Origin of the sequence: Nocardioides sp. S5, assembly GCF_017310035.1 — a bacterium.
Classification (GTDB): Bacteria; Actinomycetota; Actinomycetes; order Propionibacteriales; family Nocardioidaceae; genus Nocardioides.
The window spans coordinates 1647816-1672559 of the sequence record NZ_CP022296.1; the positions used below are offsets into that span (position 1 = coordinate 1647816).

Annotated in this window: 27 protein-coding genes; 19 read left to right on the forward strand and 8 right to left on the reverse strand. The window is 71.8% G+C overall.

From position 1 onward, the window contains the following. Positions 1 to 38: 38 nt before the first annotated feature. A complete protein-coding gene (gene hemW, locus CFI00_RS08225; RefSeq protein WP_207084709.1) occupies positions 39 to 1256 on the forward strand; it encodes a radical SAM family heme chaperone HemW in 1218 nt (405 codons plus the stop codon). Positions 1257 to 1387: 131 nt separating this feature from the next. Here hemW and CFI00_RS08230 read toward each other — a convergent pair whose 3' ends face one another. Then, complete coding sequence (locus CFI00_RS08230; RefSeq protein ID WP_207084710.1) at positions 1388 to 2236, reverse strand: DUF3097 domain-containing protein; 849 nt, start codon at positions 2234 to 2236, stop codon at positions 1388 to 1390. A gap of 47 nt (positions 2237 to 2283) precedes the next feature. Between CFI00_RS08230 and CFI00_RS08235 the strand changes: the two genes are divergently transcribed. Next, entirely contained in the window at positions 2284 to 2493 is a 210-nt protein-coding gene (locus CFI00_RS08235; RefSeq protein ID WP_207084711.1) for a hypothetical protein, read from the forward strand. A gap of 13 nt (positions 2494 to 2506) precedes the next feature. Next, the gene (locus tag CFI00_RS08240; RefSeq protein ID WP_207084712.1) at positions 2507 to 2815 is read left to right on the forward strand and encodes a hypothetical protein; all 309 of its coding nucleotides are present in this window, start codon (positions 2507 to 2509) and stop codon (positions 2813 to 2815) included. A gap of 11 nt (positions 2816 to 2826) precedes the next feature. Here CFI00_RS08240 and CFI00_RS08245 read toward each other — a convergent pair whose 3' ends face one another. Together CFI00_RS08245 and CFI00_RS08250 are read right to left on the reverse strand one after the other, a co-directional pair. After that, a complete protein-coding gene (locus CFI00_RS08245; RefSeq protein WP_207084713.1) occupies positions 2827 to 3135 on the reverse strand; it encodes a hypothetical protein in 309 nt (102 codons plus the stop codon). A gap of 54 nt (positions 3136 to 3189) precedes the next feature. Further along, positions 3190 to 4053 (reverse strand): MBL fold metallo-hydrolase, encoded by an 864-nt coding sequence (locus tag CFI00_RS08250; protein WP_207084714.1) that lies wholly within the window; start codon positions 4051 to 4053, stop codon positions 3190 to 3192. A 70-nt stretch (positions 4054 to 4123) separates the two neighbouring features. Here CFI00_RS08250 and hrcA point away from each other — a divergent pair, with 70 nt between their 5' ends. From hrcA to CFI00_RS08270, 4 genes are all read left to right on the forward strand, one after another. Continuing rightward, positions 4124 to 5146 carry a heat-inducible transcriptional repressor HrcA gene (gene hrcA / locus CFI00_RS08255; protein ID WP_207084715.1) on the forward strand — a complete coding sequence of 341 codons (1023 nt, stop codon included), beginning with the start codon at positions 4124 to 4126 and terminating at the stop codon, positions 5144 to 5146. Beyond that, complete coding sequence (gene dnaJ / locus CFI00_RS08260) at positions 5143 to 6303, forward strand: molecular chaperone DnaJ (RefSeq protein WP_207084716.1); 1161 nt, start codon at positions 5143 to 5145, stop codon at positions 6301 to 6303. Before hrcA ends, dnaJ begins: the two co-directional genes overlap by 4 nt. Before the next feature lie 4 nt (positions 6304 to 6307). Then, positions 6308 to 7048 carry a 16S rRNA (uracil(1498)-N(3))-methyltransferase gene (locus CFI00_RS08265; RefSeq protein WP_207084717.1) on the forward strand — a complete coding sequence of 247 codons (741 nt, stop codon included), beginning with the start codon at positions 6308 to 6310 and terminating at the stop codon, positions 7046 to 7048. Positions 7049 to 7312: 264 nt separating this feature from the next. Further along, positions 7313 to 8359, forward strand: a complete 1047-nt coding sequence (locus tag CFI00_RS08270) for an IS110 family transposase (RefSeq protein ID WP_207085375.1) — start codon at positions 7313 to 7315, stop codon at positions 8357 to 8359. A 284-nt stretch (positions 8360 to 8643) separates the two neighbouring features. Here the strand turns inward: CFI00_RS08270 and CFI00_RS08275 are convergent, their stop codons facing one another. The 3 genes from CFI00_RS08275 to CFI00_RS08285 form a co-directional block, all read right to left on the reverse strand. Further along, the gene (locus CFI00_RS08275) at positions 8644 to 9693 is read right to left on the reverse strand and encodes a Gmad2 immunoglobulin-like domain-containing protein (protein ID WP_207084718.1); all 1050 of its coding nucleotides are present in this window, start codon (positions 9691 to 9693) and stop codon (positions 8644 to 8646) included. Further along, positions 9690 to 10220 (reverse strand): SigE family RNA polymerase sigma factor, encoded by a 531-nt coding sequence (locus tag CFI00_RS08280; protein WP_207084719.1) that lies wholly within the window; start codon positions 10218 to 10220, stop codon positions 9690 to 9692. The genes CFI00_RS08275 and CFI00_RS08280 overlap by 4 nt, the downstream gene beginning before the upstream one ends. Before the next feature lie 101 nt (positions 10221 to 10321). Beyond that, a complete protein-coding gene (locus CFI00_RS08285) occupies positions 10322 to 11269 on the reverse strand; it encodes a Gmad2 immunoglobulin-like domain-containing protein (RefSeq protein ID WP_207084720.1) in 948 nt (315 codons plus the stop codon). A gap of 216 nt (positions 11270 to 11485) precedes the next feature. Between CFI00_RS08285 and CFI00_RS08290 the strand changes: the two genes are divergently transcribed. The 11 genes from CFI00_RS08290 (at position 11486) to CFI00_RS08340 (ending at position 21983) form a co-directional block, all read left to right on the forward strand. Beyond that, positions 11486 to 11839, forward strand: coding sequence for an HIT domain-containing protein (locus CFI00_RS08290; protein ID WP_207084721.1), 354 nt, complete (start codon positions 11486 to 11488; stop codon positions 11837 to 11839). Positions 11840 to 11846: 7 nt separating this feature from the next. Then, a complete protein-coding gene (locus tag CFI00_RS08295; protein ID WP_207084722.1) occupies positions 11847 to 13073 on the forward strand; it encodes a hypothetical protein in 1227 nt (408 codons plus the stop codon). A 107-nt stretch (positions 13074 to 13180) separates the two neighbouring features. Next, complete coding sequence (locus CFI00_RS08300) at positions 13181 to 14251, forward strand: PhoH family protein (RefSeq protein ID WP_207084723.1); 1071 nt, start codon at positions 13181 to 13183, stop codon at positions 14249 to 14251. Further along, complete coding sequence (gene ybeY, locus CFI00_RS08305) at positions 14248 to 14709, forward strand: rRNA maturation RNase YbeY (protein ID WP_207084724.1); 462 nt, start codon at positions 14248 to 14250, stop codon at positions 14707 to 14709. Before CFI00_RS08300 ends, ybeY begins: the two co-directional genes overlap by 4 nt. 1 nt (position 14710) lies before the next feature. Then, positions 14711 to 16030: a hemolysin family protein gene (locus CFI00_RS08310; protein ID WP_207084725.1), complete on the forward strand. Its 1320-nt coding sequence runs from the start codon at positions 14711 to 14713 to the stop codon at positions 16028 to 16030. 21 nt (positions 16031 to 16051) lie between these two features. Further along, complete coding sequence (locus tag CFI00_RS08315) at positions 16052 to 16417, forward strand: cytidine deaminase (protein ID WP_207084726.1); 366 nt, start codon at positions 16052 to 16054, stop codon at positions 16415 to 16417. Positions 16418 to 16456: 39 nt separating this feature from the next. Continuing rightward, on the forward strand, positions 16457 to 17824 hold the full coding sequence (locus CFI00_RS08320; RefSeq protein ID WP_207084727.1) for an FAD-binding oxidoreductase: 1368 nt from the start codon (positions 16457 to 16459) through the stop codon (positions 17822 to 17824). Further along, positions 17821 to 19128: a class I SAM-dependent methyltransferase gene (locus CFI00_RS08325; protein WP_207084728.1), complete on the forward strand. Its 1308-nt coding sequence runs from the start codon at positions 17821 to 17823 to the stop codon at positions 19126 to 19128. Before CFI00_RS08320 ends, CFI00_RS08325 begins: the two co-directional genes overlap by 4 nt. Before the next feature lie 20 nt (positions 19129 to 19148). Beyond that, positions 19149 to 19940, forward strand: coding sequence for a siderophore-interacting protein (locus tag CFI00_RS08330; protein WP_207084729.1), 792 nt, complete (start codon positions 19149 to 19151; stop codon positions 19938 to 19940). Next, positions 19933 to 20994 (forward strand): GTPase Era, encoded by a 1062-nt coding sequence (era, locus tag CFI00_RS08335; protein ID WP_207084730.1) that lies wholly within the window; start codon positions 19933 to 19935, stop codon positions 20992 to 20994. Before CFI00_RS08330 ends, era begins: the two co-directional genes overlap by 8 nt. A 92-nt stretch (positions 20995 to 21086) precedes the next feature. Continuing rightward, positions 21087 to 21983 (forward strand): hypothetical protein, encoded by an 897-nt coding sequence (locus CFI00_RS08340; RefSeq protein WP_207084731.1) that lies wholly within the window; start codon positions 21087 to 21089, stop codon positions 21981 to 21983. Here CFI00_RS08340 and CFI00_RS08345 read toward each other — a convergent pair. Both CFI00_RS08345 and CFI00_RS08350 read right to left on the reverse strand, forming a co-directional pair. Then, positions 21973 to 22797: a septum formation family protein gene (locus CFI00_RS08345; RefSeq protein ID WP_207084732.1), complete on the reverse strand. Its 825-nt coding sequence runs from the start codon at positions 22795 to 22797 to the stop codon at positions 21973 to 21975. The two genes, CFI00_RS08340 and CFI00_RS08345, sit on opposite strands and share 11 nt — an antisense overlap. Then, positions 22794 to 23117: a hypothetical protein gene (locus CFI00_RS08350; protein ID WP_207084733.1), complete on the reverse strand. Its 324-nt coding sequence runs from the start codon at positions 23115 to 23117 to the stop codon at positions 22794 to 22796. The genes CFI00_RS08345 and CFI00_RS08350 overlap by 4 nt, the downstream gene beginning before the upstream one ends. Here CFI00_RS08350 and CFI00_RS08355 point away from each other — a divergent pair. Next, entirely contained in the window at positions 23104 to 24477 is a 1374-nt protein-coding gene (locus CFI00_RS08355; RefSeq protein WP_207084734.1) for a recombinase family protein, read from the forward strand. The genes CFI00_RS08350 and CFI00_RS08355 overlap by 14 nt on opposite strands. The last annotated feature ends 267 nt before the right edge of the window (positions 24478 to 24744 follow it).

Below are 24744 nucleotides of genomic sequence, written 5' to 3' on the forward strand. Positions count from 1 at the left end.
GCACCCGTTCGGCGTCTGCGGCGTGGTTGGATACCGGCGTGCCCCCCGCGCAGCCCGACGGCGACGTCGCCCCCGAGGACGGCCTGCTGCCCGACGAGGCGTGGGCCGAGTTCGGCAGCAAGCCCTTCGGCCTCTACGTCCACGTCCCGTTCTGCAGCGTGCGCTGCGGCTACTGCGACTTCAACACCTACACCGCCCACGAGCTCGGCGACGAGGTCGGCGCCAGCCGCTCGTCGTACGCCGAGGCGGCGATCCGCGAGATCAGGTTCGCCCGCCAGGTGCTGGGTCACCGCGACGTCAAGATCGAGACGATCTTCTTCGGCGGTGGTACGCCGACGCTGCTGAAGCCCGCCGACCTCGGCGCGATCGTGGCGAGCGCGGCCGCGGAGTTCGGGCTGGCCGACGGTGTGGAGATCACCACCGAGGCCAACCCCGACAGCGTCGCCGCCTGGGACCTCGAGGAGCTGCGGACGGCGGGCTTCAACCGCGTCAGCTTCGGCATGCAGTCCGCCGTCGACCACGTCCTGCGGACCCTCGACCGCACGCACGACCCGATGCGGGTGCCGGCGGCCGTCGAGTGGGCGCGGCGGGCGGGCTTCGACGACATCAGCCTCGACCTGATCTACGGCACGCCGGGGGAGTCGCTCGGGGACTGGGAGACGTCCGTCGAGGCGGCCCTGGCGTGCGAGCCGGACCACGTCTCGGCCTACTCGCTCATCGTCGAGGACGGCACCGCGCTGGCCAGGCAGGTCAAGCGCGGAGAGCTGCCGATGCCTGACGAGGACGACCTCGCCGACAAGTACCAGCTCGCCGACGAGCGCTTCGGCGCCGCCGGGCTCGGATGGTACGAGGTGTCCAACTGGGCCACGTCGCCCCAGCACCGCTGCCGGCACAACATGCTCTACTGGACCGGCGGGCACTGGTGGGGCGTCGGCCCCGGTGCGCACTCCCACGTCGGCGGCACCCGCTGGTGGAACGTCAAGCACCCCACGGCGTACGCCGACCGGCTGGCGCGCGGTGTCTCACCGGCACTCGCGCGCGAGGTGCTCGGCTACCGCGACCAGCGCGTCGAGCGGGTGCTGCTCGAGATCCGCCTGGTGGACGGCCTGCCGGTGACGGCCCTCGAGGCCGCCGGGCGCGCCCAGGTCGCCCGCCTCGTCGCCGACGGCCTCGTCGAGCTCGCCACCGAGCGGCTCGTGCTCACCCCGCGCGGTCGGCTCCTCGCCGACGCCGTGGTCCGCGACCTCGTCGACTGAACCCCTCTCGCCGGTCCCTCCCTCGGAAGTCTCGCCATCGGTTGCGTTCCCCGGGTACCCGGGGAACCTGGAGCTTCCACCCCGAAGCGTCGGGGGTGAGGCTCCAGCTTCGATATGGAACCTCGCTCCGCTCAGGGCTGGGTCGTGAAGTCGATGAGCTCCTCGACCCGCCCGAGCAGCGCGGGCTCGAGGTCGGCGTACGACGTCACGCGGCCCAGGATGTGCTTCCACGCCCGCGCGATGTCGGCCTGGTTGCGGTGCGGCCAGCCGAGCTGCTGGCACGTGCCGGTCTTCCAGTCGATGCCCCGGGGCACGTCGGGCCAGCGCGGGATGCCGAGACGCTCGGGCTTGACCGCCTGCCAGACGTCGATGAACGGGTGGCCGACGACGAGGACGTGCTTGCCGACGGGCGACTTCGCGATGCCCTGCGCGATCCGGGCCTCCTTCGAGCCCGGGACGAGGTGGTCCACGAGCACGCCCACCCGTCGCTGCGGGCCCGGCCTGAAGTCACGCAGGTGGTCGGCCAGGTCGTCGACGCCGCCGAGGTACTCCACCACGACGCCCTCGATGCGGAGGTCGTCGCCCCACACCTTCTCGACGAGCTCGGCGTCGTGGCGCCCCTCGACGAAGATACGGCTGGCGCGCGCGACCCGGGCCTTGGCGCCGTGGACCGCGACGGATCCGGACGCAGTCCGTGTCGGGGCGGCGGGAGCGCCGCCGCGGACGGGACGCGTGAGGATCACCGGCCTGCCCTCGAGCAGGAAGCCGGGGCCGAGCGGGAACGTACGCCGCTTGCCGCGCCGGTCCTCCAGCGTCAGCGTGTCGATGTCGCGGTCGACCGCGACCACCTCCCCGCACCAGTCGGTGGTGACCTCCTCGACGACCATGCCGAGCTCGGTCGGGGTCTCGACCGCCCGGCCCTTGGCCGGGACACGCCAGTCGCCGGAGAGGACGTCGCTTCCGTATCGATCCTGGGTCACCGGGATACGTTAGGCGCCTCATGGGCGGAAAACGGGGGTGGCACGCCGTGGCAGCACGCGCGACGACGAACGCGACGGCACGGTCGAGGACCGGGCAGCGGCTCCGGCGGTGGATCGGCCTCGACTACGAGGAGGACGGCGTCTTCCGCCCGGTGCGGCTCTCGCTGGCCGTCGACCTGGGCATCTCGGTGGGCATCGTCGTCCTGGTGGTGGGCAGCTTCGCGGGCTTCATCGCATGGCTGGCGAGCACGCAGTGAGCGAGGTGCGCGCATGGGTCGGCGCTCGCGGCTGACGCAGCAGAGCGACATCGCGCGCTCGTTCGGCGGAAGGAGCGGGTTCGTGTCCGAGGAGCTCGACCGCGGCGGAGCCGAGCCCGAGCAGATGAGCCGCCTCGAGCGCTCGGCCGCGTGGCTGCTGTGGAGCGACTCCTCCAACCACTACGAGGAGTACGCCGACGACGACCGGGTCGGCGTCAACAGGCTGCTCCCGTCGGCCGAGCTCCTGGTCGCCGTCGGCATCGTGGCGTTCTTCGTCGGGGGCTTCGCAGGGTTCATCGCGCTGCTGGCGCTCACCCGCTGATCCCGTCCCGGTCAGCCCCCGGCGATCCCGGCGCCGTCTGCTCCGTCGCCGCTGTCCGTGTCCTGGGTGGCGTCCATCTCCAGCTCCTCGCGGCTCTTGGTCCCCTCCGCGTCCGGGTCCAGCGGCTCGGCGAGCGGGTTGTCCTCGCCCGGCTGGAGGTCCTCGGGCAGCTGGTCGTCGGAGATCCCGCCCAGCGTCGCGTCGTCGGGGGAGGCGGTCCCGCCCTCGTGGTCGGAGTCGGCGGGGCTGGTGCCGCTGCTGGCGTTCGGGCTCTCGGTGGAGGCGGCGGGGTCGGTCGGGGTCTGGCTCTGGTCGCTCATGCCACCAGTCCTACTGGCCGCGGAGCCGCGTGACCAGCCCCGTCGGGGTGGGGCTCACGCCAGGGGGAGCCGCTTCTGTCCGCGGGGCAGGTGGGCGTAGCCCAGGCGTACCGCGCTCACGAGCCGCTCGCGCTCCCACGGCCACTCGCCCACGTCGAGGGCCTGCGACTCGGGCACCCCTCGCGACGCGAGGTCGCGGATCGTCTCGGCGATGATCCCGAGCTCGATGCGTTGGTCCTGCACGAAGTCCTTGTCCACCACCTTGCCGTGGCCCGGCACCACGACGGTCGCGTCGGTCATCAGCCCGACGACGAGGTCGAGGGTCCCGGGCCACTCGAGCGGCCACGAGTCGTCGCCGATGAAGGGCGGGTCGGACTCCTCGACCAGGTCGCCGCCGACGATGACGTCGGCGTCCGGCACGCGGACCACGAGGTCCCCGGCGGTGTGACCGCGGCCGGGGTGAATGAGCTCGACGGCCCGGTCGCCGAGATCGAGGTGGACGGCGGACGAGAAGGTGCGATCGGGCAGGCGGAGCGTGGTGGCGAGGACCTCCTCGCGCCGCGGGTCGTCGACGCGCTGCTCGAGGTCCTCGAACGTGCGCCGCGCGGACTCCTCGACGTGGTCGCGGGCCCACTCGGTGGCGTGGATCGGCATCTCGCCGAACTCCTCGACCAGGGTCGCGTTGCCCAAGTGGTGGTCCCAGTGCTCGTGGGTGTTGACCAGCGCGGTGAGCGGGCCGGCGCCGAGTCGGCGTACGTCGTCGGCGACGACCCGCGCCTGTGCGGCGGAGCCGTGGGTGTCGACCATCACCAGCCCGTCCGAGCCCCCGACCAGCGTGATGTTGACGTGCATCCAGTCGTAGTGCGCCACCCACACGCGGGGCGCCACTTCCTCGAACCGCGGGGTGTCGTCGGGCATGTCGGCGACACTACGGGCTGCTAGTAGAGTTGGCACTCCGGTTTGACGAGTGCCAGCGAGGAGGGCGTACGTGGTCGACGATCGCAAGCTCGACGTGCTGCGCGCCATCGTGGAGGACTACGTCGCCACCGAGGAGCCGGTGGGCTCCAAGGCCCTCGTGGAGCGCCATGGCCTGGGCGTCTCCCCGGCCACGGTGCGCAACGACATGGCAGCGCTGGAGGACGAGGGCTACATCCACCAGCCCCACACCAGCGCGGGCCGGGTGCCCACCGACAAGGGCTACCGGCTCTTCGTCGACAAGCTCGCCACCCTCAAGCCGATGAGCGTGGCCGAGCGCCGCGCGATCTCCACGCTGCTCGACGGCGCGGTCGACCTCGACGACGTGGTGCAGAAGTCGGTGCGGCTGCTGAGCCAGCTGACCCGCCAGGTCGCCATCGTGCAGTACCCCACGCTCTCGCGCTCGACCGTGCGCCACGTCGAGCTCGTCGCGCTGACCCCGACCCGGTTGATGGTGATCCTCATCCTCAGCACCGGTCGGGTCGAGCAGCGCCTCGTCGAGCTCGACACCCCCGTCGTCGACACCGACCTCGCCGAGCTGCGCGTCGCGGTCAACCAGGTGTCCGCGGGCGTCCAGATCGCGGCTGCGGCCGCCGCGCTGGGCGAGCTGCCCGACGCCGTGCGCCCCGCGCAGGTCGACTCCGCACGTGCGGTCGTCGGCGTGCTGGTCGAGGCGATGTCCGACCACCGCAGCGACGAGCGGGTCGCGGTCAGCGGCACCGCCAACCTCGCCCGCTACGGCGACTTCGACACCGCCGTGCGTCCCCTGCTCGAGGCGCTGGAGGAGCACGTCGTGCTGCTGAAGCTGCTGGGGGAGTCGGGCGTCGACGCCCTCACCGTTCGCATCGGGCACGAAGGCCCCTACTCAGAGCTCGCCGCGACCAGCGTCGTGGCCACCGGCTACGGACCGCAGGAGTTCCACCTCGGCTCCCTCGGCGTGGTCGGACCCACCCGGATGGACTACCCCGGATCCATGGCAGCCGTGCGCGCGGTCGCGCGCTACGTCTCGCGGATCCTCGATGAAGGAAACCAGTGACCCAGGACCCCTACGAGATCCTCGGCGTCTCGCGTGACGCCAGCGCCGACGAGATCAAGAAGGCCTACCGCAGGCTGGCCCGCCAGCTGCACCCCGACGTCAACCCCGACCCGGAGACGCAGGAGCGGTTCAAGGACGTCTCGCGCGCCTACGAGGTGCTGAGCGACCCCGGCAAGCGGCAGGCCTACGACCGTGGTGGCGACGCCTTCAGCCAGGGCTTCGGTGCCGGCCAGGGCTTCAGCTTCACCGACATCATGGACGCGTTCTTCGGTGGCGGCGCTCCGGGCGGCGGCCAGACCCGCGGCCCGCGCTCACGTGCCCGCCGCGGCCAGGACGCCCTCATCCGCCTCGACGTCACGCTCGCCGAGGCCGCCTTCGGCGTCACCCGCGACCTCAAGGTCGACACCGCCCTGCGGTGCGAGGCCTGCGAGGGCGAGGGCACCGCACCCGGCACGAAGCCCGTGGCCTGCGAGACCTGCCACGGCCAGGGTGAGGTCGCGGTCGTGCAGCGCTCCTTCCTCGGCGAGATCCGAACCCTGCGTCCCTGCGCGGCGTGCCGCGGCTTCGGCTCGGTCATCCCCGACCCGTGCCGCGAGTGCTCCGGCGACGGCCGGGTCCGCTCGCGCCGCACGCTGACGGTGAAGATTCCCGCCGGCGTCGACCACGGCACCCGCGTCCAGCTCACCAGCCAGGGCGAGGTCGGCCCCGGCGGTGGTCCCGCCGGCGACCTCTACGTCGAGATCCACGTCGAGCCCCACAAGACCTTCACCCGCCACGGCCACGACCTCCACACCACGATCTCGCTGCCGATGACGGCCGCGGCGCTCGGCACGCAGCTCACGTTGCCGCTGCTCGAGGCCGACCTCGAGACGTCGGAGGAGTCGGAGACCGTGACGACCTACGACCTCGAGATCCGTCCCGGCACGCAGTCGGGCAGCGAGCAGGTCATCCGCGGTTTCGGCGTGCCGAGCCTGCGGGGTGGTCGCGGCGACCTCGTCGTCAGCATCTCCGTCGACACCCCGACCCGCCTCGACCCCCGCCAGGAGGAGCTGCTGCGCGAGCTCGCGGCGATCCGTGGCGAGGAGACCCCGGACGGCCAGGTCGAGGCGCCCCACAAGTCGATGTTCGGCCGGCTGCGCGAAGCCTTCCAGGGCTGAGCCGGTGTCGCTGCCGGTCCACCTCGTCGAGTCGCTGGCCGACGTGTCGGTCGGCTCCGTCGTCGAGGTGAGCGGTGACGAGGCTCACCACGCCGTCGCCGTACGCCGCCTGCGCGAGGGCGAGCACGTCGTGCTGACCGACGGCCTCGGGACCTCGGCCACCGGAGCCGTCACCTCCACCGGCAAGCGGGTCTTCGCGGTCTCCGTCGGGTCCGTCGACGTCGTCGCGCGACCCGAGCCGGCCGTCACCGTGGTGCAGGCGCTGCCCAAGGGGGAGCGCGGCGAGCTCGCGGTCGCGGTGCTCACCGAGGTCGGTGTCGACCGGGTCGTGCCGTGGGCGGCATCGCGTTCGGTCGCCGTCTGGAAGGGCGAGCGGGCCGCGAAGTCCCACGCGAAGTGGCAGGCGACCGCCCGCGAGGCTGCCAAGCAGTCCCGGCGCTCGTGGCTGCCCACGGTCACGCCGCTGGCCTCGACGGCCGACCTCGCCGCGCTGGTCGCGGAGGCAGACCTCGCGGTCGTGCTGCACGAGGACGCGACCGCGCCGCTCAGCGCCGTCGACGTACCCGCCTCCGGTCGGATCGTCGTCGTCGTCGGCCCCGAGGGCGGCATCGCGCCCGAGGAGCTCGACGCCCTGGTCGCCGCAGGAGCGGTGTCCGTACGACTGGGCGCGGAGGTGCTGCGCACCTCGACCGCCGGTGTCGTCGCGGTCGCGGCGCTGCTGAGCCGCACCAGCCGCTGGGGCTGATCCGGCCCTCCGGCGCGTCGGGCGACCACAACTCACGTATGGCTCGGGTCGCCCCGCGTGGACAGCGTCGAGGCTTCGACTTCTGGTCGTCCGGCGCGCCGGGGGCTCAGACGGTATGACGTGACCGCCTCGGCGTGAGGGGGTTGCGGGCCGGGGCCTCTCACATGCATGTACGTGGGTTGTCGGGCAGGAGTGGCCTGCTCGACCTATCCACAGGCATAGGAGGCCCCGGTGATTTCTGAGCGTACGAGCGTTGGGCTCGATGTGCACGCACGATCGGTGATGGCAGCCGGTCTTGACGCAATGACCGGTGAGGTGTTCAAGCAGAAGCTCGTCCCGGCCAGCGAGGTGGTCGTGGACTGGTTGCGGGGGCTGCCGGGCCCGGTGGCGGTGACCTATGAGGCCGGACCGACCGGATTCGGCCTCTACCGGGCGATCACCGCAGCCGGGATCCGCTGCGAAGTGGCTGCGCCATCGAAGCTGAACCGGCCGCCCGGGGATCGCGTCAAGACCGACGCCAAGGACGCCCTGCTCCTCGCGCAACTGCTCCAAGTCGGACAGATCGTTCCGGTCAGGGTTCCCACCATCACCGAGGAAGCCGCCCGCGACCTGGTCCGGGCTCGTGAAGATGTCCGCGGCGACCTGATGCGGGCCCGGCACCGAGTCTCGAAGTTGCTGCTGCGCCACGGCCACGTCTACTACGGCGGGAACGCCTGGACCGGCAAGCACCAGGCGTGGCTGCACGGCATCCGGTTCGACCAGCCCGGCACTCGCGCCGCCTACGAGGCCGACCTCGAAGCGGTCGAGTTCACCCTGGCCCGCCGCAACCGGCTCGACGCTGCGATCACCGCGATGGCTGCCGACAGCGAGTTCACCGACCTGACCCGACGCCTGTGCTGCCTACGGGGGATCTCCACCCTGACCGGGTTCGCACTCGCGGTCGAACTGGGCGACTGGACCAGGTTCACCGGCTCCAGCATCGGCGCCTACCTCGGTCTGGTGCCCTCCGAGCACTCCAGCGGCGACTCGCGCAGGCAGGGTGGAATCACCAAGACCGGCAACACCCACGCCCGCCGTCTGCTGATCGAGGCCGCATGGCACCACCAGCCCCGCTACACCGTCGGGCCCACCATGCAGGCCCGGTGGGAACAGGCCACCCCCGCCGCCAGAGTCCGCGGACACGCCGGCAACCAGCGGCTGCACCACCAATGGGCCAAGTACACGGCCCGGAAGAAGAAGCACACCGTGGCCAACACCGCGATCGCCCGCGAACTCGCCGGCTGGTGCTGGTCACTGGCCACCCTCGAGTAGCCACACCCCTGACTTGATCTGGAACCGGTCCCTGCGTGCAGCGCGAGGAGCCGACCCGCGATTCGACTGTGAGCCACGAGCCCGACTCGTGACGCTCGACCTCAGAGAAGCGGAGCGCTCCTGCCGAACGCCGTCCTGCGGTACCCAACCCGCGCATATCAGTCTCGACCGCGCGTCGCGAAGACACGCTGCGCAGACGACCAGATCCAGACCAAGCGAGGCGCCGTCAGGCCACCCAGGCCCGACGGCGCCTCACCCTGCCCTTGACAGGCGCGACCTACATATCAGTCGACGATGGTGATCCGCCGGTCGTCGACGTGGAAGCGTCCCTCGCTTGACGGATCATCGGTCCGCGAGACCACCAGGTAGTCACCCGGCGGCACGGTCGTGAGGTCGAACGTCACCCCGAACGGGAAGAGGCGGTCCTGGTAGGTCCCCGCGATCGCCGGCTGTTCGGCGACGACCTCCACGACGCCTGACAGGCGCTGGATGCGGGTGACGATGGTGCCCTCGAAGGAGTTGCCGACGCCCTTCACCGTGAACGGCTCGTCGTTGTCGACCTGCTGCCCCTCGGACGGATCGCTCAGGGAGACGTGGGCCAGGGTCGCCAGGTCAGACCCCACCGCCAGCTCCTCCGAGGTCGGGACACCGAGGACCTGATCAGTGATCTCTCCGTACAGCAGGAACCTCACGGGAAGTCGTTCGCCGACAGCTCCCTGCGCCGTCCGGACGAGCTGCTCGACTGCCAGTCCCGCCTCGGCGGACGTCAGCGCGCCACGATCGCGCAGACTTCCCTCGACGTCCCCTCCGAGATCTACCTCGATCCGGTCCTCGAAGGGCACCACGCGCGCCGTCGCATCCGTCATCGGCGGCCACGGCACCCGGTAGTCGGGGTCGAGAGGTGCCAAGGGTGGTCCGGCCGCCCCTGTGCGCCCCACGGCGGCCGAGACGGCGGTCGCCAGGGGATCGCCGCCCAGCCGTCGGAACTCGCGGAAGAGCCGCGGCCCGTCCGGGGTGTCACCCACGTAGTAGATCGCCATCGTCGAGGTCGCCGGCTCGGTCGCCGTCGGCGGGTCCGGTGTCGTCGGCTCGGTGATCGGCTGGCTCGGACCGGTCGACGTCGCCGGGTCCGGCGCGCTGACCTGCGGCGTACCACCGGTGCTCAGCGCCATGGCCGTCGCCACCGACGCCGCGACCAGCCCGGCGCCGCCGGCGGCCCACCAGCCACGACGGGGACGGCGTACGCCGGTCTCCGCGCGGATCGCGTCGAGCCGGTCGCCTGGCGCGACGTCGTCGGCCACCTCGTGCAGCAGGTCCGTGATGCGGTCGCTCATGAGCCGTCCTCCCACCAGTCGCCGAGCAGGTCGCGCAGGGCGGCGCTGCCTCGGTGTGCGTGTGCCTTGACCGAGCCCGGGGCGATCGCGAGGGCGTCGGCGATCTGGGCCTCGGACCAGTCGAGGTAGTGCCTCAGCACCAGCACCTCGCGCTGCCGGTCCGAGAGCTGCAGCAGCGCCGCGCGTACGGCGTCGCGGCGCGCGCCTGCGACCGAGGGGCCGTCGACGGTGACGTCACCGAGGGTGGTCCTGCGGGCGTGCCGGTCCACCACGACGCGGTGGCGCAGGGCCGAGCGGGAGCGGTTGACCACCGCCTGGCGCAGGTAGGCCAGCGCCTTGTCGGGGTCGCGCAGTCGCGACCACTTGCCGTGCATCGCGACGAACGCGTCCTGCACGACGTCCTCGGCAGCGCCCTGGTCGTGGACCAGGAGCACCGAGAGGCGCACGAGCTGGCGCCAGTGGGCGGCGTAGAGCTGCTCGACGGCCGTGTCGGCGTCGGCCGTCTCGAGCCGAGGGGGAGCGGCCACGAGCACCCTTCCTCGGCGTGTGGTCTGGATCGTCACGCTGTGGGACGCGCCGGGGCGCGATCCGGTTGACGTGGGTTCGAGTCGGTCGCTGCGCGATCTCCTCAACCAGCGATGCGGATCGTCTTGGTGTCGATGGCCGGGCCGTTGCCCTCCGTGCCGCCGCTCGGGTCGTCGGTCTCGCACTGCACGACGACCTCGCCGGTGACGCCGTCGAGCGGCAGGTCGACCTCGAAGGGGAAGAGCCGCTGCTCCATCCAGCCCTCCGACTGGTAGCCCTCGAGCGCGATCTCCTGCCCCTCCTGCAGCAGGCGGCACGGTCCGCTGGCCTCGAAGGAGTTGGCCACACCGGTCACCGTCAGCGTGTCGCCGGTGACCGTGTCGCCCTCGGCGGGGGAGGTGATGTTGACGAGGTTGAGCGTGCGCAGCGCGTTGCCGGCTTCGTACGGCACCGTCGTGGGGAGCCCGAAGAGCCGAGCACCGCCCGCGCGCTGGATCTGCACCGGCACCCGCTCCTGCTGGACGCCCTGGAGCGTGTAGACCAGCTGCTGGAGGGCGAGCCTCGCATCCCGCTTCGACATGCCGTCGGGGCGCTCGGTGAAGCCGTCCGACGGGACCTCCACGAGCAGCACGCCGTCGGTCGCCTGCACCGAGGCGATCTCGACCTGCGGCCAGAGGGTGCGGTAGTCGGGGTCGCCGGGCTCACCACCGCCGGCGATGATCCGCGCGGCCTCGGTCAGCGGGTCGCCCTCCACGCGCCGGAACTCACGGAACAGCGCCGTGCCGCCAGGCCCCTCACCGGCGAAGTAGAGCGGCACGACCGTGCCGTCGGGGGATGACGTGGGATCCGTCGTCGGTTCGTCCGTCGGCTCCGCGGTCGGCTCCTCCGTGGGATCGGGGGTGGCGGTGCCGGTCGGCTCGCTGGTCTCGTCGGAGACCGGCCGCTGCCCGTCACCGGTGCAGCCGGTCAGCACGAGCGCCGCGGCCAGCGGCACGACGCTGGCGCAGGCCCAGCGGCGTACGCGCGGGGCCGGGGTGGTGGGGAAGGTCATGTCGCTCACGGTAGTTGGAGGAGCGGTTCGATCATTCAGCTACACGCCGGGCTCGCCCGGCAACGCCGCTGGGGAACCGTCGGCTCCGGCACGGGCGGGTGCGACGGCTCGACCGTTCCCCACGAGATGCCTGCCTCGACGTCGCTCGAGGCCCACCGCCCTGGGAGAGGGGCGAACTGTGCACCACGAGGGCCGGCTTCGCCCTAGGGTGGGACGATGAGCACCGCTGCGCCCGACTGCGTCTTCTGCAAGATCGTCGCGGGCGACATCCCCGCAGACGTGCTCGCTCGCACCGAGCACGCGATCGCGATCAAGGACCTCAACCCCCAGGCGCCCTTCCACGTCCTCGTACTGCCGCTGGACCACCACGAGTACGCCGCCGCGTCGGCCGCCGCGGACCCCGCGAGCGTGGGCCACGCCGTGGCGCTGGCCGACGCGGTCGCCCGAGCCGCCGGCGTGGACGACTACCGCCTCGTCGCCAACACCGGCGCGGGCGCCGGGCAGACCGTGTTCCACACCCACTTCCACGTGCTCGGCCAGGCGCCGGGCATGTCCGAGTCCCTGATCTGAGACCCCGATGACCCGCACCCGCACCGCCCTCGGGGCGCTCCTCGCCTCGACGCTGCTCGCCCTGTCTGCGTGCGGCGGCGCGGACCCGGCGATGGACGCCAGCGCGGAGCGCAGCGCCACCCAGCCCGCCGAGGAGGCCACCCCGGCCGCCGCGGACGAGGCCGAGCAGGCAGCCGGTGGCCACGGCGGCGGCCACGACGCGGAGCCGGCGAGGTCGAAGCCGTTGCGCGCCGGCGAGACGCGTACGACGATCGCGATGCCGGGCAGCTACACCCCGTCGGCGCCCTACGGCACCGGCACCGACGACTACCGGTGCTTCCTGCTCGACCCCGAGCTCGAGCGCGACGCCTGGCTCACCGGCACCCAGGTGCTGCCCGGCAACCCCGACGTCGTGCACCACGTCATCCTCTTCAAGGTCGCGCCGGAGCAGGTCGCGGCGGCCGAGGCGAAGGACGCCGCCGACGAGGACGAGGGGTGGACCTGCTTCGGCGGCACCGGCCTCGACCGGTTCCAGAGCGTCGACGACGCTGCGTGGATCGGCGCGTGGGCGCCCGGCAGCGAGGAGTCGGTCGTCAAGCCCGGCTTCGGCACCCGCCTCGCCCGGGGCAGCCGCATCGTCATGCAGGTGCACTACAACCTCCTGGCCGGGCAGGAGCCCGACACCAGCGCCGCCCAGCTGCGGCTCACGCCCGGCACGCGGCCCTACGAGGCGCTCAGCACGATGCTGCTCCCCGCGCCGGTGGAGCTGCCGTGCCGCGAGGAGTACGCCCTGGGCGAGCTGTGCGGGCGCACCGCTGCGGTGGCCGACGTCCAGGAGCGCTTCGGGGCCGAGGGCAACACCGCCAACGCGCTGCACATCCTCTGCAACACGGTCCCGACGCCGGGTGAGGTGCAGTCCTGCGTGCGCACGGTGCAGGAGCCCATGACGATCCACGGTGTTGCCGGTCACATGCATCTCCTGGGCCGCGAGATCTCCGTCGAGGTGAACCCCGGTACCACCCGCGCGCAGACCATCCTCGACATCGACGTGTGGGACTTCGACGACCAGGGTGGGCGGCCGGTGTCGCCGATCCGCCTCGAGCCGGGCGACAGCGTCAAGGTCACGTGCACCCACGTCCAGTGGCTGCGCGACAAGCTCCCCGCCTTCGAGGGCCAGCCCGACCGCTACGTCGTGTGGGGGGAGGGCACCACCGACGAGATGTGCCTCGGGATGCTGCAGGTCACCCGGCCCTGAGCGGGTGCCACCCACCCCACCCCGAATGGAGTGGGCCCTCCGCGGCACCCTCGCTAGCATGGGAAGGCCCCGCCACCGACTCGGAAGGCCGCCCGACCCGGGCATCCATGACTGACAACACGCGCCGCTCGACCCGCCCCGACACCGACTCCCAGCAGGACCGACCGACCCACACGGTCGTCGTCCCGAACAGCATCGACATGGTCTCCGTGCTGGGACCGGGCGACGAGCACCTCCGGCTGATCGAGCGGGCCTTCGACGCCACCGTCCACGTCCGCGGCAACCGCATCACCCTGAGCGGCGACTCCGCCGAGGTCGCGACCGCCGAGCGGCTGCTCGACGAGGTCGTCACGCTCGTGCGCACCGGTCAGGGCGTGACCGGCGAGACGGTCGAACGGATCATCCAGATGCTGCGCACGGAGACCCAGGAGCGGCCGGCCGACGTGCTGAGCCTCAACATCCTGTCCAACCGCGGCCGCACGATCCGTCCCAAGACGCTCAACCAGAAGCGTTACGTCGAGTCGATCGACACCTCGACGATCACCTTCGGCATCGGCCCGGCCGGCACCGGCAAGACCTACCTCGCGATGGCCAAGGCCGTGCAGGCCCTGCAGGCCAAGGAGGTCAACCGGATCATCCTGAGCCGTCCGGCCGTCGAGGCGGGGGAGCGGCTCGGCTTCCTGCCCGGCACCCTGAGCGAGAAGATCGACCCCTACCTGCGTCCGCTCTACGACGCGCTGCACGACATGGTCGACCCCGAGACGATCCCCAAGCTGCTGGCCGCCGGGACCATCGAGGTCGCGCCGCTGGCGTTCCTGCGCGGCCGCTCGCTCAACGACTCCTTCATCATCCTCGACGAGGCGCAGAACACCACGCCCGAGCAGATGAAGATGTTCCTCACCCGTCTCGGCTTCGGCTCGCGGATCGTGGTCACCGGCGACACCAGCCAGGTCGACCTGCCCTCGGGGACCAAGTCGGGCCTGCGCGTCGTGGAGGGCATCCTCGACGGCGTCGACGACATCTCCTTCTGCCGCCTCACCGGCACCGACGTCGTACGCCACCGCCTGGTGGGTCGCATCGTCGAGGCCTACGAGGTCTTCGACGCCCAGGACCAGGCACCCGAGCAGCCCCGCCGCCCGCGCACCGCCCCGGCCCCGGCCGAGCGGGGCCCGCGATGAGCATCGAGGTCCTCAACGAGTCGGGCCTCGAGCTCGACGTACGCCGCCTCTCCCGCCTGGCACGCTTCGTCATGGAGCAGATGCGCGTCCACCCGCAGGCCGAGCTGTGCATCAAGGCCGTCGACGAGGACACCATCGCCGAGCTCAACGGCCAGTGGATGGAGAAGGACGGCCCGACCGACGTGCTGGCCTTCCCGATGGACGAGCTGCGCCCCGGCAAGGTCAACGAGGCGCCCGAGGAGGGCGTGCTCGGCGACCTGGTGCTGGCCCCGTCCGTCGCCGCGCGCCAGGGCGAGGAGGCCGGGCACGGCCGCGAGGCCGAGATCGACCTGCTCACCGTCCACGGCATCCTCCACCTGCTGGGCTACGACCACGCCGAGCCCGAGGAGCACGCCGTGATGTTCGGCCTCCAGGGCGAGCTCCTGGAGCAGTGGCGCTCCACCCCCGAGCCCGCCTGAGATGACCGCCGACATCTGGCAGCTCGGCTCGGCTGCCGTGCTGGTCCTGCTCGCCGGCCTCTTCTCCGCCGCCGACGCGGCGCTCAGCGGCTTCTCCCGTGCCCGCGCCGAGGAGCTCAAGGCCGACGGGCGCCCCGGCGCCACCCGCCTGGTGATGATCCTCGACGACCCCGCTCGCTACCTCAACACCGCACTCCTGCTGCGGCTGCTGTGCGAGATCAGCGCCATCGTGCTGGTCTCCGCGTGGGCGCGCGACGCCTTCCAGGACTCGCTGCTGCCCAGCGTCCTCACCACGATCGGCACGATGCTGGTCGTGTCCTTCGTCGTCATCGGCGTGGCGCCGCGGACGATCGGTCGCCAGCACGACGCGAAGGTCGCGCTCCTGTCGTCGGGGCCGCTCTCGGCGGTCACCACGATCCTCGGCCCGATCCCGGCCCTGCTGATCATGCTGGGCAACGCGATCACCCCCGGCCGCGGCTTCAGCGAGGGACCGTTCTCCACCGAGACCGAGCTGCGCGAGCTGGTCGACCTCGCCGAGGCGTCGGCCGTCATCGAGTCCGGCGAGCGGCGGATGATCCACTCGGTCTTCGAGCTCGGTGACACCATCACCCGCGAGGTGATGGTGCCGCGACCCGACGTCGTCTACATCGAGCGCCACAAGAACATCCGCCAGACGCTGTCGCTCTTCCTGCGCAGCGGCTACTCCCGCATCCCTGTGGTCGACGAGAACCTCGACGACATCGTGGGCATGGCCTACCTCAAGGACCTGGTCCAGCGCGACTTCGAGGCACCCGACGTCGAGTTCACCCAGCGCGTCGACGAGGTCATGCGACCGGTGCACTACGTCCCGGACTCCAAGCCCGTCGACTCGCTGCTCTCCGAGCTGCAGGCGCGCCGCCAGCACATCGCCGTCGTCGTCGACGAGTACGGCGGCACCGCCGGCCTGGTGACCATCGAGGACGTGCTCGAGGAGATCGTCGGTGAGATCACCGACGAGTACGACGTCGAGGAGGTCGAGGTGGAGCACCTCGAGGACGGCACCATCCGGGTCTCCTCGCGCTACCCCGTCGACGACCTCGACGAGCTGGTGGGCTTCACGGTCGAGGACGACGACGTCGACAGCGTCGGCGGCCTGATGGCCAAGCACCTCGGCAAGGTCCCGATCCCCGGCTCGGTCGTGGAGTGCGAGGGCCTGCGCCTGGAGGCCGAGCGCGCCACCGGTCGCCGCAACAAGATCGAGGCCGTGCTCGTCTCGGTGCTCGCCGCCGAGGGCTCCGAGGACGACGACGCACCGGGGCATGCGGCAGGCTCGGGCCGCTGATCGCTCACTAGGCTGTCGACCATGACCGACGCGCCGGAACCCGCCGACCTGAGCCCCGAGGACGCCAAGCTGGTGACGCTGGCCCGGGCCACCCGGGTGCGTGCCCGGGCCGAGGAGGGCGCCGCGGTCCGCGACCTCGACGGCCGGACGTACGCCGCCGCGAGCGTGCGCCTGGAGCACCTCGGCCTGTCCGCGCTCGAGGCCTGCGTGGCGATGGCAGTCGCCTCCGCGGCCGCCGGTCTCGAGGCCGCGGTCGTGCTCACCGACGCCGGCCCGGGCTCCGTTCCGGACCTGCGCGCGGTGGCCGACCTCGCCGGTCCGGGCGTCCCGGTCCTCGTCGGCGAGCCGGGCGGACGCATCCACACCCGCACGACCACGGGCACTTAGACCCTCGCTCGGCCGCTCGCCGCTCGCTAGCGTGGAGGGATGCGTACGCCGGTCGGACGTGAGCAGCACCAGCGGGGGGTCGCGAGGCTCCGGGCCTCCTACGCTGCGCTGGCGCAGGAAGCGCCGGTCCGGCTGGCCAAGCGCACCAGCAACCTGTTCCGGGCCCGTGACGGCACCTTTGCCGGCCTCGACGTCTCGGGGCTCGCGGGCGTCATCGAGGTCGACGGCGACGTCGCCGAGGTCCAGGGCATGTGCACCTACGAGCACCTGGTCGAGGTCACCCTGGCCCACGGCCGCATCCCGCTGGTCGTGCCGCAGCTGAGGACGATCACGCTCGGGGGCGCGGTGAGCGGCCTGGGCATCGAGTCGACCAGCTTCCGCCGCGGCCTGCCGCACGAGTCGGTGCTCGAGATGGACGTCCTGACCGGCTCCGGTGAGGTCGTCACCAGCAAGCCGGGCGACGCGCTCTTCGACGCCTTCCCCAACTCCTACGGCTCGCTCGGCTACGCCACCCGTCTGCGCATCGAGCTCGAACCGGTGCCGGCCCGCGTCGCCCTGCGCCACGTCCGCTTCCACGACGCCGCCTCGCTCGCCGCGGCGGTCACCCGCATCGTCGAGGACCGGGCGTGGGACGGGGAGCGCGTCGACGGCCTCGACGGGGTCGCGTTCAGCCCGACGGAGCTCTACCTCACCGTGGCGCGATGGACCGACGAGCCGGGGGAGACCTCCGACTACACCGGGCAGCGGGTGTTCTACCGCTCGCTCCAGCAGCGCACGACCGACCGGCTCACGATGCACGACTACCTGTGGCGCTGGGACACCGACTGGTTCTGGTGCTCACGCGCGTTCGGCGCCCAGCACCCGCTCGTACGCCGGGTGTGGCCGCGCCGCCTCCGTCGCTCCGACGTCTACTGGCGGCTCGTCGCGCTCGACCGACGCCTCGGCGTCGGCGACCGCCTCGACCGCCTGGCGCGGCGTCCGCAGGGCGAGCGCGTCGTGCAGGACGTCGAGGTGCCCGTGGCGCGGCTCGCGGAGTTCCTCGACTGGTTCGACGGTGAGGTCGGGATGCGCCCGGTCTGGCTGTGCCCGCTGCGGCTGCGACGCGACGACGCCGGCGAGCGGCCGTGGCCCGGCTACCCCCTCAGCGCGGGCGAGACCTACGTCAACGTCGGGTTCTGGGGTGTGGTCGACGTCGGCCCCGACGCGCCCCGGTCTCCGCGCAACCGTGCGATCGAGGCGAAGGTCTCCGAGCTCGGCGGCCACAAGAGCCTCTACTCGGAGGCCTTCTACGACCGCGACGAGTTCGACCGCCTCTACGGCGGCGCGCACCTCGCGCAGGTCAAGGCGCTCCACGATCCCGACGACCGGCTGACGTCCCTCTACGACAAGGTGGTGCACCGACGATGAGCTCCCTCTTCCACACCGACAGCCGTCCCGGTCCCGAGCGCCGCGTCTCCATCGGCGAGGCGATGGACCGGCTCGTGCGGGGCGGGCTGCCCCTGCGCTTCACGGCGTACGACGGCAGCAGCGCCGGGCCGTCCGACGCCGAGCTCGGGATGCACCTGCGCACCGAGCGGGGACTGGCCTTCCTGATGACCGCACCCGGCGACCTCGGCATGGCGCGGGCCTACGTCAGCGGCGACCTGGACCTGTCAGGGGTCCACGCCGGCGACCCGTACGACGCACTCGTGCTGCTCAAGGACCACACGAGGTTCCGGGTGCCGACGCCGTCCGAGGCCGTGCTGATCGCCTGCAGCCTGGGGGTGTCCCCCCTGCGTCCACCGGCTCCGCCGCCGCAGGAGCACCTGCCCCGGTGGCGGCGCGCGGTGGAGGGCCTGCGCCACTCGATGACGCGCGACGCCGAGGTGATCTCGCGCCACTACGACGTCTCCAACCGCTTCTACGAGCTCGTGCTCGGGCCCTCGATGGCCTACACCTGTGCGCTCTACGAGACCCCGGACGCCACCCTCGAGGAGGCGCAGGCGGCGAAGTTCGACCTGGTCTGCCGCAAGCTCGACCTGCAGCCCGGCCAGCGCCTGCTCGACGTGGGCTGCGGCTGGGGCACGATGGTGCGTCACGCGGCGCGCGAGCACGGCGTACGCGCCCTCGGCGTCACGCTGTCGCTGGAGCAGGCCCAGTGGGCCAAGGAGGCGATCGACCGCGAGGGCCTCGGTGACCTCGCCGAGGTGCGCCACCTCGACTACCGCGACGTCGTGGAGACCGGCTTCGACGCGGTGAGCTCGATCGGGCTGACCGAGCACGTCGGGGTGCGCAACTACCCCGCCTACTTCGCCCACCTGCGCGACCGGCTCCGTCCCGGCGGGCGGCTGCTCAACCACTGCATCACCCGCCCGCGCAACACGCGCCAGGAGACGGGCGCCTTCATCGACCGCTACGTCTTCCCCGACGGCGAGCTGATCGGGTCGGGCACGATCATCGCCGCCGCGCAGGACCAGGGCCTGGAGGTCCAGCACAGCGAGAACCTGCGCCCGCACTACGCCGCCACGCTGCGCGACTGGAACCGCAACCTCGTCGAGCACTGGGACGAGTGCGTGGCCGAGGTCGGGGAGGGCACGGCGCGGGTGTGGGGCCTCTACATCGCCGGTTCCCGGATCGGCTTCGAGCGCGACGAGGTGGAGCTCCACCAGGTGCTGGCGACCCGCAACCACGCCGACGGACGCTCCGACTTCCCGATGCGCCCGCACTGGTGAGCCCCCGATAACCTCCTCGGGTGAGCACCCGCGCAGCCCAGTTCCAGGCGACCGTGCGTCGCCGCGAACCGCTGTCGGACCACCTGGTCCGGCTGGTCCTCGACGGCCTCGACGGTCGCGACGGGTTCGCCAGCACGGGCGTGCCCGACGAGTGGGTCGGCCTCGTGGTGCCCGGGCAGTTCCAGAGCCGCTACTACACCGTCCGCGACTTCTCCGGCGGCGAGCTGACCCTCGACGTGGTGGTCCACGACGTCGGTCTGGTCACCGAGTGGGCGATGCGCGACTGCGTGGGCGACACCGTGACGATCACCGAGCCGAAGTCGTCCTTCGCCCCTCCGCCCGGCGCGACCTGGCTGATGCTGGTCGGCGACCTCACCGCGATGCCGGCCATGGCCCGCATCGTCGAGGCCACCGAGCACCCCGACCTGGCGACGTACGTCCTCGCCGAGGTGCCCGACGACCTGGCCGGCTACCTCCCCGAGGGCCCTGACGTCACCTGGCTCAGCCCGCCGTCCCCCGGCCAGAGCGCGCTGGCCGAGGTGGTCGAGGGCATCGACTGGCCGACCGGGGAGGGCTACTTCTGGATGGCGGGGGAGTCGGCGCAGATGCGCGCGATCCGCAAGCACCTGATGCGCGTGGTGGGACTGCCGACCAGCCACTACGACGTCATGGGCTACTGGCGCGCGACGGCCGGACGGCAGCCGCGGACGGTCGATCCGGGTCCCCTCTGGCGCGCGGGCAAGGCGGCAGGGAAGAGTGACGAGCAGATCTGGGCCGAGTACGACGCAGCGCGAGAGGCGAGCGATGGCTGACGAGCAGGACCGCACCGACCAGGACGTGGTGGAGGAGACCGTCGACGGGACGGACGACGAGCTCGACGAGGACGACGAGCTCGACGACGACTTCGACCTCTCCGGTGTCGCGCCCGCCGGGGCGTTCTACTCCGCACCCGAGGGCTACCGCAGCGGCTTCGCCTCCTTCGTCGGCCGGCCCAACGCAGGCAAGTCGACCCTGACCAACGCGCTGGTCGGGCAGAAGATCGTCATCACGTCCTCCAAGCCGCAGACCACGCGCAACGTCGTGCGCGGCATCGTGCACCGCGAGGACGCCCAGCTGATCCTCGTCGACACCCCTGGCCTCCACCGCCCCCGCACCCTGCTGGGGGAGCGGCTCAACGACCTGGTCCGCACGACGTGGGCCGAGGTCGACGTCGTCGCTGTCTGCTTCCCGGCCAACGAGAAGATCGGTCCCGGTGACCGCTTCCTGGTCACCGAGCTGGCCAAGGTGCGTCGCACCGTCCGCATCGCGGTGGCCACCAAGACCGACCTGGTGACCCCCGAGCAGCTCGGCCAGCACCTGCTCGACATCGCCGCCCTCGGGGCCGAGACCTCGACGGAGTGGGCCGAGATCGTGCCGGTGTCCGCGGTCTCCGGCGACCAGGTCCAGCTGCTCGCCGACCTGCTGGTCGGGCTCCTGCCCGAGGGCCCGCCGCTCTACCCCGACGGCGACCTCACCGACGCGCCGGAGGAGGCGCTGGCAGCCGACCTGATCCGCGAGGCCGCGCTGGAGGGCGTGCGCGACGAGCTCCCGCACTCGATCGCGGTGGTGGTCGAGGAGATGGGCCTGCGCGAGGGGCGCCCGGCCGACAAGCCGCTGCTCGACATCGTGGCCAACCTCTACGTCGAGCGCGACTCCCAGAAGGGCATCATGATCGGCCACAAGGGCTCGCGGCTGCGCTCGGTCGGCACGGCAGCGCGCAAGCAGATCGAGGCGCTGCTCGGCACCCCGGTCTACCTCGACCTCCAGGTCAAGATCGCCAAGGACTGGCAGCGAGACCCGCGCCAGCTGCGCAAGCTCGGCTTCTGACGGCCGGCCGGGGCCGGGACCTTCGGCACTGGGCGACGCGCTGCACCGGGTCTAGGTTCGGTGCACCGGTCGCCCGACACTGGAGGTCCGCCGTGAGGATCCTGCACCTGCTGTCCGCGACGTCGCTGCTGGCGGCGCTGCTCGTCCACGCGCCCGCCTCGGCCGGAGTCGCCGCGGTGCCTGCTGCGGGCGCCCGGCCCGCCGCCCTTCCCCAGTTGGTCGACGTACGCGCCGTTCACCGCGAACGTGTCGACCGCGTGGTCTTCCAGTTCGACGACGGCATCCCTGCTGGCGTCGACGTGCGCTACGTCGACCGGCTCCTCGGCGACGGGTCGGGCCTGCCGATCCGCATCGCCGGCCGCGCGATCCTCCAGGTCGGGCTGCACCTCACCCGGACCGACCGCGTCACGGATGCCCCGGCCCGGCGGGCCTTCGCCACGCCCAACGTCATGACCGTCGTGCGCTCGGGCATGTTCGAGGGATGGACGACGTACGGCGTCGGGCTGGCGCGGCGGGCCCCGGTGGCCGTCGTCCGGCAACCCGCTCGCGACCGCATCGTCGTGACCGTGGGCGCCGGCTTCCGCACGGTGCAGCGCCGGGTGTTCTTCCTCGACGAGGACCGCTTCGTCGCCAACCGGGAGCCGTTCTTGGTCCCCCGCCTGCGGCCCGTCCCGATCGGCTCACCGGCCACCGGCGTGATGGACCGGCTCTTCGCCGGCCCGCTCGACCGGGAGCGCGCCCGCGGCCTGCGCCTCGTGCGCTCGCGTGCCACCGGTTTCGCGGACCTCGCCATTGCCGGGGGCATCGCGCGCGTGCGGCTGCGGGGCGGGTGCAGCAGCGGCGGCTCGACCGTGACGATCGCCGGCGAGATCATGCCGACGCTGCGGCAGTTCGACACGGTGGACTGGGTCAAGGTCCTGGATCCCTCCGGGGCCACCGCCGACCCGACCGGGCCGGGGGACTCGATCCCGGACTGCCTCAACCCCTGACGGGCACCCAGCAGATGCCGTAGCGCTGGCCGGCGTCCCACTGCTCGCGGGTGGGGACTTCCTGCGACCAGGTGAAGTCGAGCGGGTCCGTCGCGGCCGAGCGGGCGTCCGCGCGGCACGTGGGGTCCATGCGCGCCGCGACCGCTGCCGGTCGCGGCAGCCGGCGACCGGGCAGGTCGACCGTCGACGTCGCCCGCCACGTGTGCCGCGCGCCGCACGACACCCGTCGGAAGGCCCGGGTGCCGGGCGCTGCGGTGGCGCACATCTCGAGCACCGGCGCGTCCCCCCAGCCCTTCGTCCGCCGCGGCAGCGGCAGCAGCTCCCGAGGCCCGGCGACCGCCACCACGTCGCAGCGGAACCAGTCGGCGCCGGCCTGGGCGCGGGCCGGGCTCGGGGTGAACCACACGGCCCTGACCATCGTGAGCCGCACGTCGCGCGGTGCCACCCCCAGGTGCCGCGGCAGCCGCGCCGTGCACGTCGTACGCGCCTGGCGCTGGGCGGCTTCCGAGTCCACGCTCCGCGTCCGACCCGCAGGAGTGGTCAGTCGCAGCCGGCCGACGGAGTAGGTCTGGGCGGTGTGCCGGCGCCCGCACGCCACGGGGGCGGTACGCCCCACCACCGCCACGGCCTGCCGGAAGGTCAGCGCATGGCACTCGCCGACCTCGGGTGTCGGGCCCGGATCGGGCGGAGGCTCCGAGGGAGCGGACGCGGCCGGCGCAGGGCTCGACGTGGAGCCGGCATCGTCCGCGGGCGCCGGGGACGTGCACCCGGACAGCGCCAGCACGGCGGCGGCCGCAACGAGGAGGCGCCTCACGACATCACCAGGGCCGCGAGCGTCCCGCCCAGCTCGTACGCCGACTCCCGGTCCGTCTCGCCGACCTCACCCAGCACCTCCAGCACCGGCGCCGCCTGGCGCCAGGGGAGCGCCCCGACGATCGACTGCACCGAGCGCACGGCGCCCGTCGTGTCGTAGCGGCCGTGGACGTAGAGGCCGTAGGGCCGGCGCCCGCCCTCGGACCCGGCGGCACCGCCGTCGTCGGCCAGCGCCCCACCGGCCTGGAGGAAGATCGTGTCGAAGAAGTGCTTGTATGATTTTGCAAGGGCTATCTGGAGGTGCTGAATGGATGCCGTCATCTACGCAAGGATCTCCCGCGACAGTGCTGGTGAGGCGCTCGGAGTGACGCGCCAGATACAGGACTGTACGCACAAGGCGGAAGCCCTGGGCTGGACCGTGGTCGACCGCTACGTCGACAACGACGTGTCCGCGTCCAAGAACAAAGTCCGACCCCAGTACGAGAAGATGCTGCAAGGCATCGAGACGGGGGACGTGAGCGCCATTGTGGTGTACGACCTCGACCGACTCACTCGTAAGCCGATGGAGCTGGAGTCCTTCATCCTCCTTGCTGAGAGGTACGCCGTCGAGCTGGCGAACGTCTCGGGTGACGTCGACCTGACGACGGCGAACGGGAAGATGGTGGCGCGCATCAAAGGTGCCGTGGCGCGGCAAGAAGCCGATCGAATCGCGGAGAGGACGGCCCGCCAAAAGGCGCAGGCGCTGGCAGACGGCAGACCGCTCGGCGGCCGGTACAGGCTGTTTGGGTTCAACCGCGATTGGTCAGTCAACGACGGTGAAGCCGCCATCGTCCGCGAGGTCTTCTCACGGGCGCGGTCCGGAGAATCGCACGGGTCCATCTCCCGGGATCTAAGAGAGCGCGAGGTGCGCACTGTCACGGGGGGCCGGTGGGTGCCTCTGCAGACTGCTCGGCTCCTGCGCACCCAGCGGTATGCGGGGCGGTCGGTCCACAACGGCAAGGTGGTCGGCAACTCCCAGGTGACGCCATTGGTGTCAGAGGTGGACTTCGAGGCGGTGCAGAGACCAACTCCGGGCCAAACACGGGGCCGTGCGCGCAAGTACTTGCTCAGTGGGTTTCTGGTTTGCGGAGCCTGCAAGGCGACGATGTCCGGAAGCAACGGGCGGTATCGCTGCGACCCTGCCACCGGCGGATGCGGGACGGTAGGCATCAAGGCCGATTGGGTCGATTGGCCCCTCTCGGAACGCGTGGCAAGCCTGCACCAGCAGGTCCGCGTCAGTGACCCCTTCGAGTCGCGGGACTACCAAGGTGAGTTGGACGAGGTCGATCGGCGCATCAGCGTGCTGCATGAACGACACCAAGCCGGAGATCTCGACCTGGAGGATCTCGTCATCTTGCTGAAGGAAGAACGGCAGAAGCGCAAGGTGACGGTTGCCTCGTTGGCCGAAGACACCTCTGACATCGACCAGTTGCTCCGGGGCCTCGAGGAGTTCGAGACAGCGGATGTTTCGGTTAAGCGGGAGATCGTCGCCAGGTACGTCAAGTACGTCGTCATCGAGCCCTCCGGCAAGGGCCGTCAACCCCATCAGAGCCGAGGGCGGATCAACGTGGTGTGGCGGAACAACTCGACGGAGAACCTGCTCACCGACACCCCGCGCCTCGATTATCGATGGGTTCTGTGACCCAGAAGCCATCCACTTGCGTCATCTAGGGGAGTAACTACCCGACAGCACCGACGGGAGTCGCTTTCGCGGAAACCGGCGGCCTTTGGTAGCCGATGAGTCCAGCGTAGTAACTACCCCCGTTAGTGCCCGGGGCCCATTTCACGCTTGGCTCAGGCAGGGTAGTAACTGTCATTCGCGCCATGTACTTACATACCCGCGGGTGGGTGCGGACACCGCCGAAAGCGTGGGGACAGTGGCCGTGCCAAAGGCAGTCGGATTCCGCGC

What these genes read in the sequence shown, in the direction of transcription:
- CFI00_RS08325 (WP_207084728.1), top strand. Translation starts at nt 17,821, where the DNA reads ATGAGCTCCCTCTTCCACACCGACAGCCGTCCCGGTCCCGAGCGCCGC.
- ybeY (WP_207084724.1), top strand. Translation starts at nt 14,248, where the DNA reads ATGAGCATCGAGGTCCTCAACGAGTCGGGCCTCGAGCTCGACGTACGC.
- CFI00_RS08295 (WP_207084722.1), top strand. Translation starts at nt 11,847, where the DNA reads ATGACCCGCACCCGCACCGCCCTCGGGGCGCTCCTCGCCTCGACGCTG.
- CFI00_RS08250 (WP_207084714.1), bottom strand. Translation starts at nt 4,053, where the DNA reads ATGCCCGACGACACCCCGCGGTTCGAGGAAGTGGCGCCCCGCGTGTGG.
- CFI00_RS08300 (WP_207084723.1), top strand. Translation starts at nt 13,181, where the DNA reads ATGACTGACAACACGCGCCGCTCGACCCGCCCCGACACCGACTCCCAG.
- CFI00_RS08275 (WP_207084718.1), bottom strand. Translation starts at nt 9,693, where the DNA reads ATGAGCGACCGCATCACGGACCTGCTGCACGAGGTGGCCGACGACGTC.
- CFI00_RS08355 (WP_207084734.1), top strand. Translation starts at nt 23,104, where the DNA reads ATGGATGCCGTCATCTACGCAAGGATCTCCCGCGACAGTGCTGGTGAG.
- CFI00_RS08285 (WP_207084720.1), bottom strand. Translation starts at nt 11,269, where the DNA reads ATGACCTTCCCCACCACCCCGGCCCCGCGCGTACGCCGCTGGGCCTGC.
- CFI00_RS08350 (WP_207084733.1), bottom strand. Translation starts at nt 23,117, where the DNA reads ATGACGGCATCCATTCAGCACCTCCAGATAGCCCTTGCAAAATCATAC.
- era (WP_207084730.1), top strand. Translation starts at nt 19,933, where the DNA reads ATGGCTGACGAGCAGGACCGCACCGACCAGGACGTGGTGGAGGAGACC.
- CFI00_RS08320 (WP_207084727.1), top strand. Translation starts at nt 16,457, where the DNA reads ATGCGTACGCCGGTCGGACGTGAGCAGCACCAGCGGGGGGTCGCGAGG.
- CFI00_RS08310 (WP_207084725.1), top strand. Translation starts at nt 14,711, where the DNA reads ATGACCGCCGACATCTGGCAGCTCGGCTCGGCTGCCGTGCTGGTCCTG.
- CFI00_RS08245 (WP_207084713.1), bottom strand. Translation starts at nt 3,135, where the DNA reads ATGAGCGACCAGAGCCAGACCCCGACCGACCCCGCCGCCTCCACCGAG.
- CFI00_RS08290 (WP_207084721.1), top strand. Translation starts at nt 11,486, where the DNA reads ATGAGCACCGCTGCGCCCGACTGCGTCTTCTGCAAGATCGTCGCGGGC.
- CFI00_RS08315 (WP_207084726.1), top strand. Translation starts at nt 16,052, where the DNA reads ATGACCGACGCGCCGGAACCCGCCGACCTGAGCCCCGAGGACGCCAAG.
- CFI00_RS08240 (WP_207084712.1), top strand. Translation starts at nt 2,507, where the DNA reads ATGGGTCGGCGCTCGCGGCTGACGCAGCAGAGCGACATCGCGCGCTCG.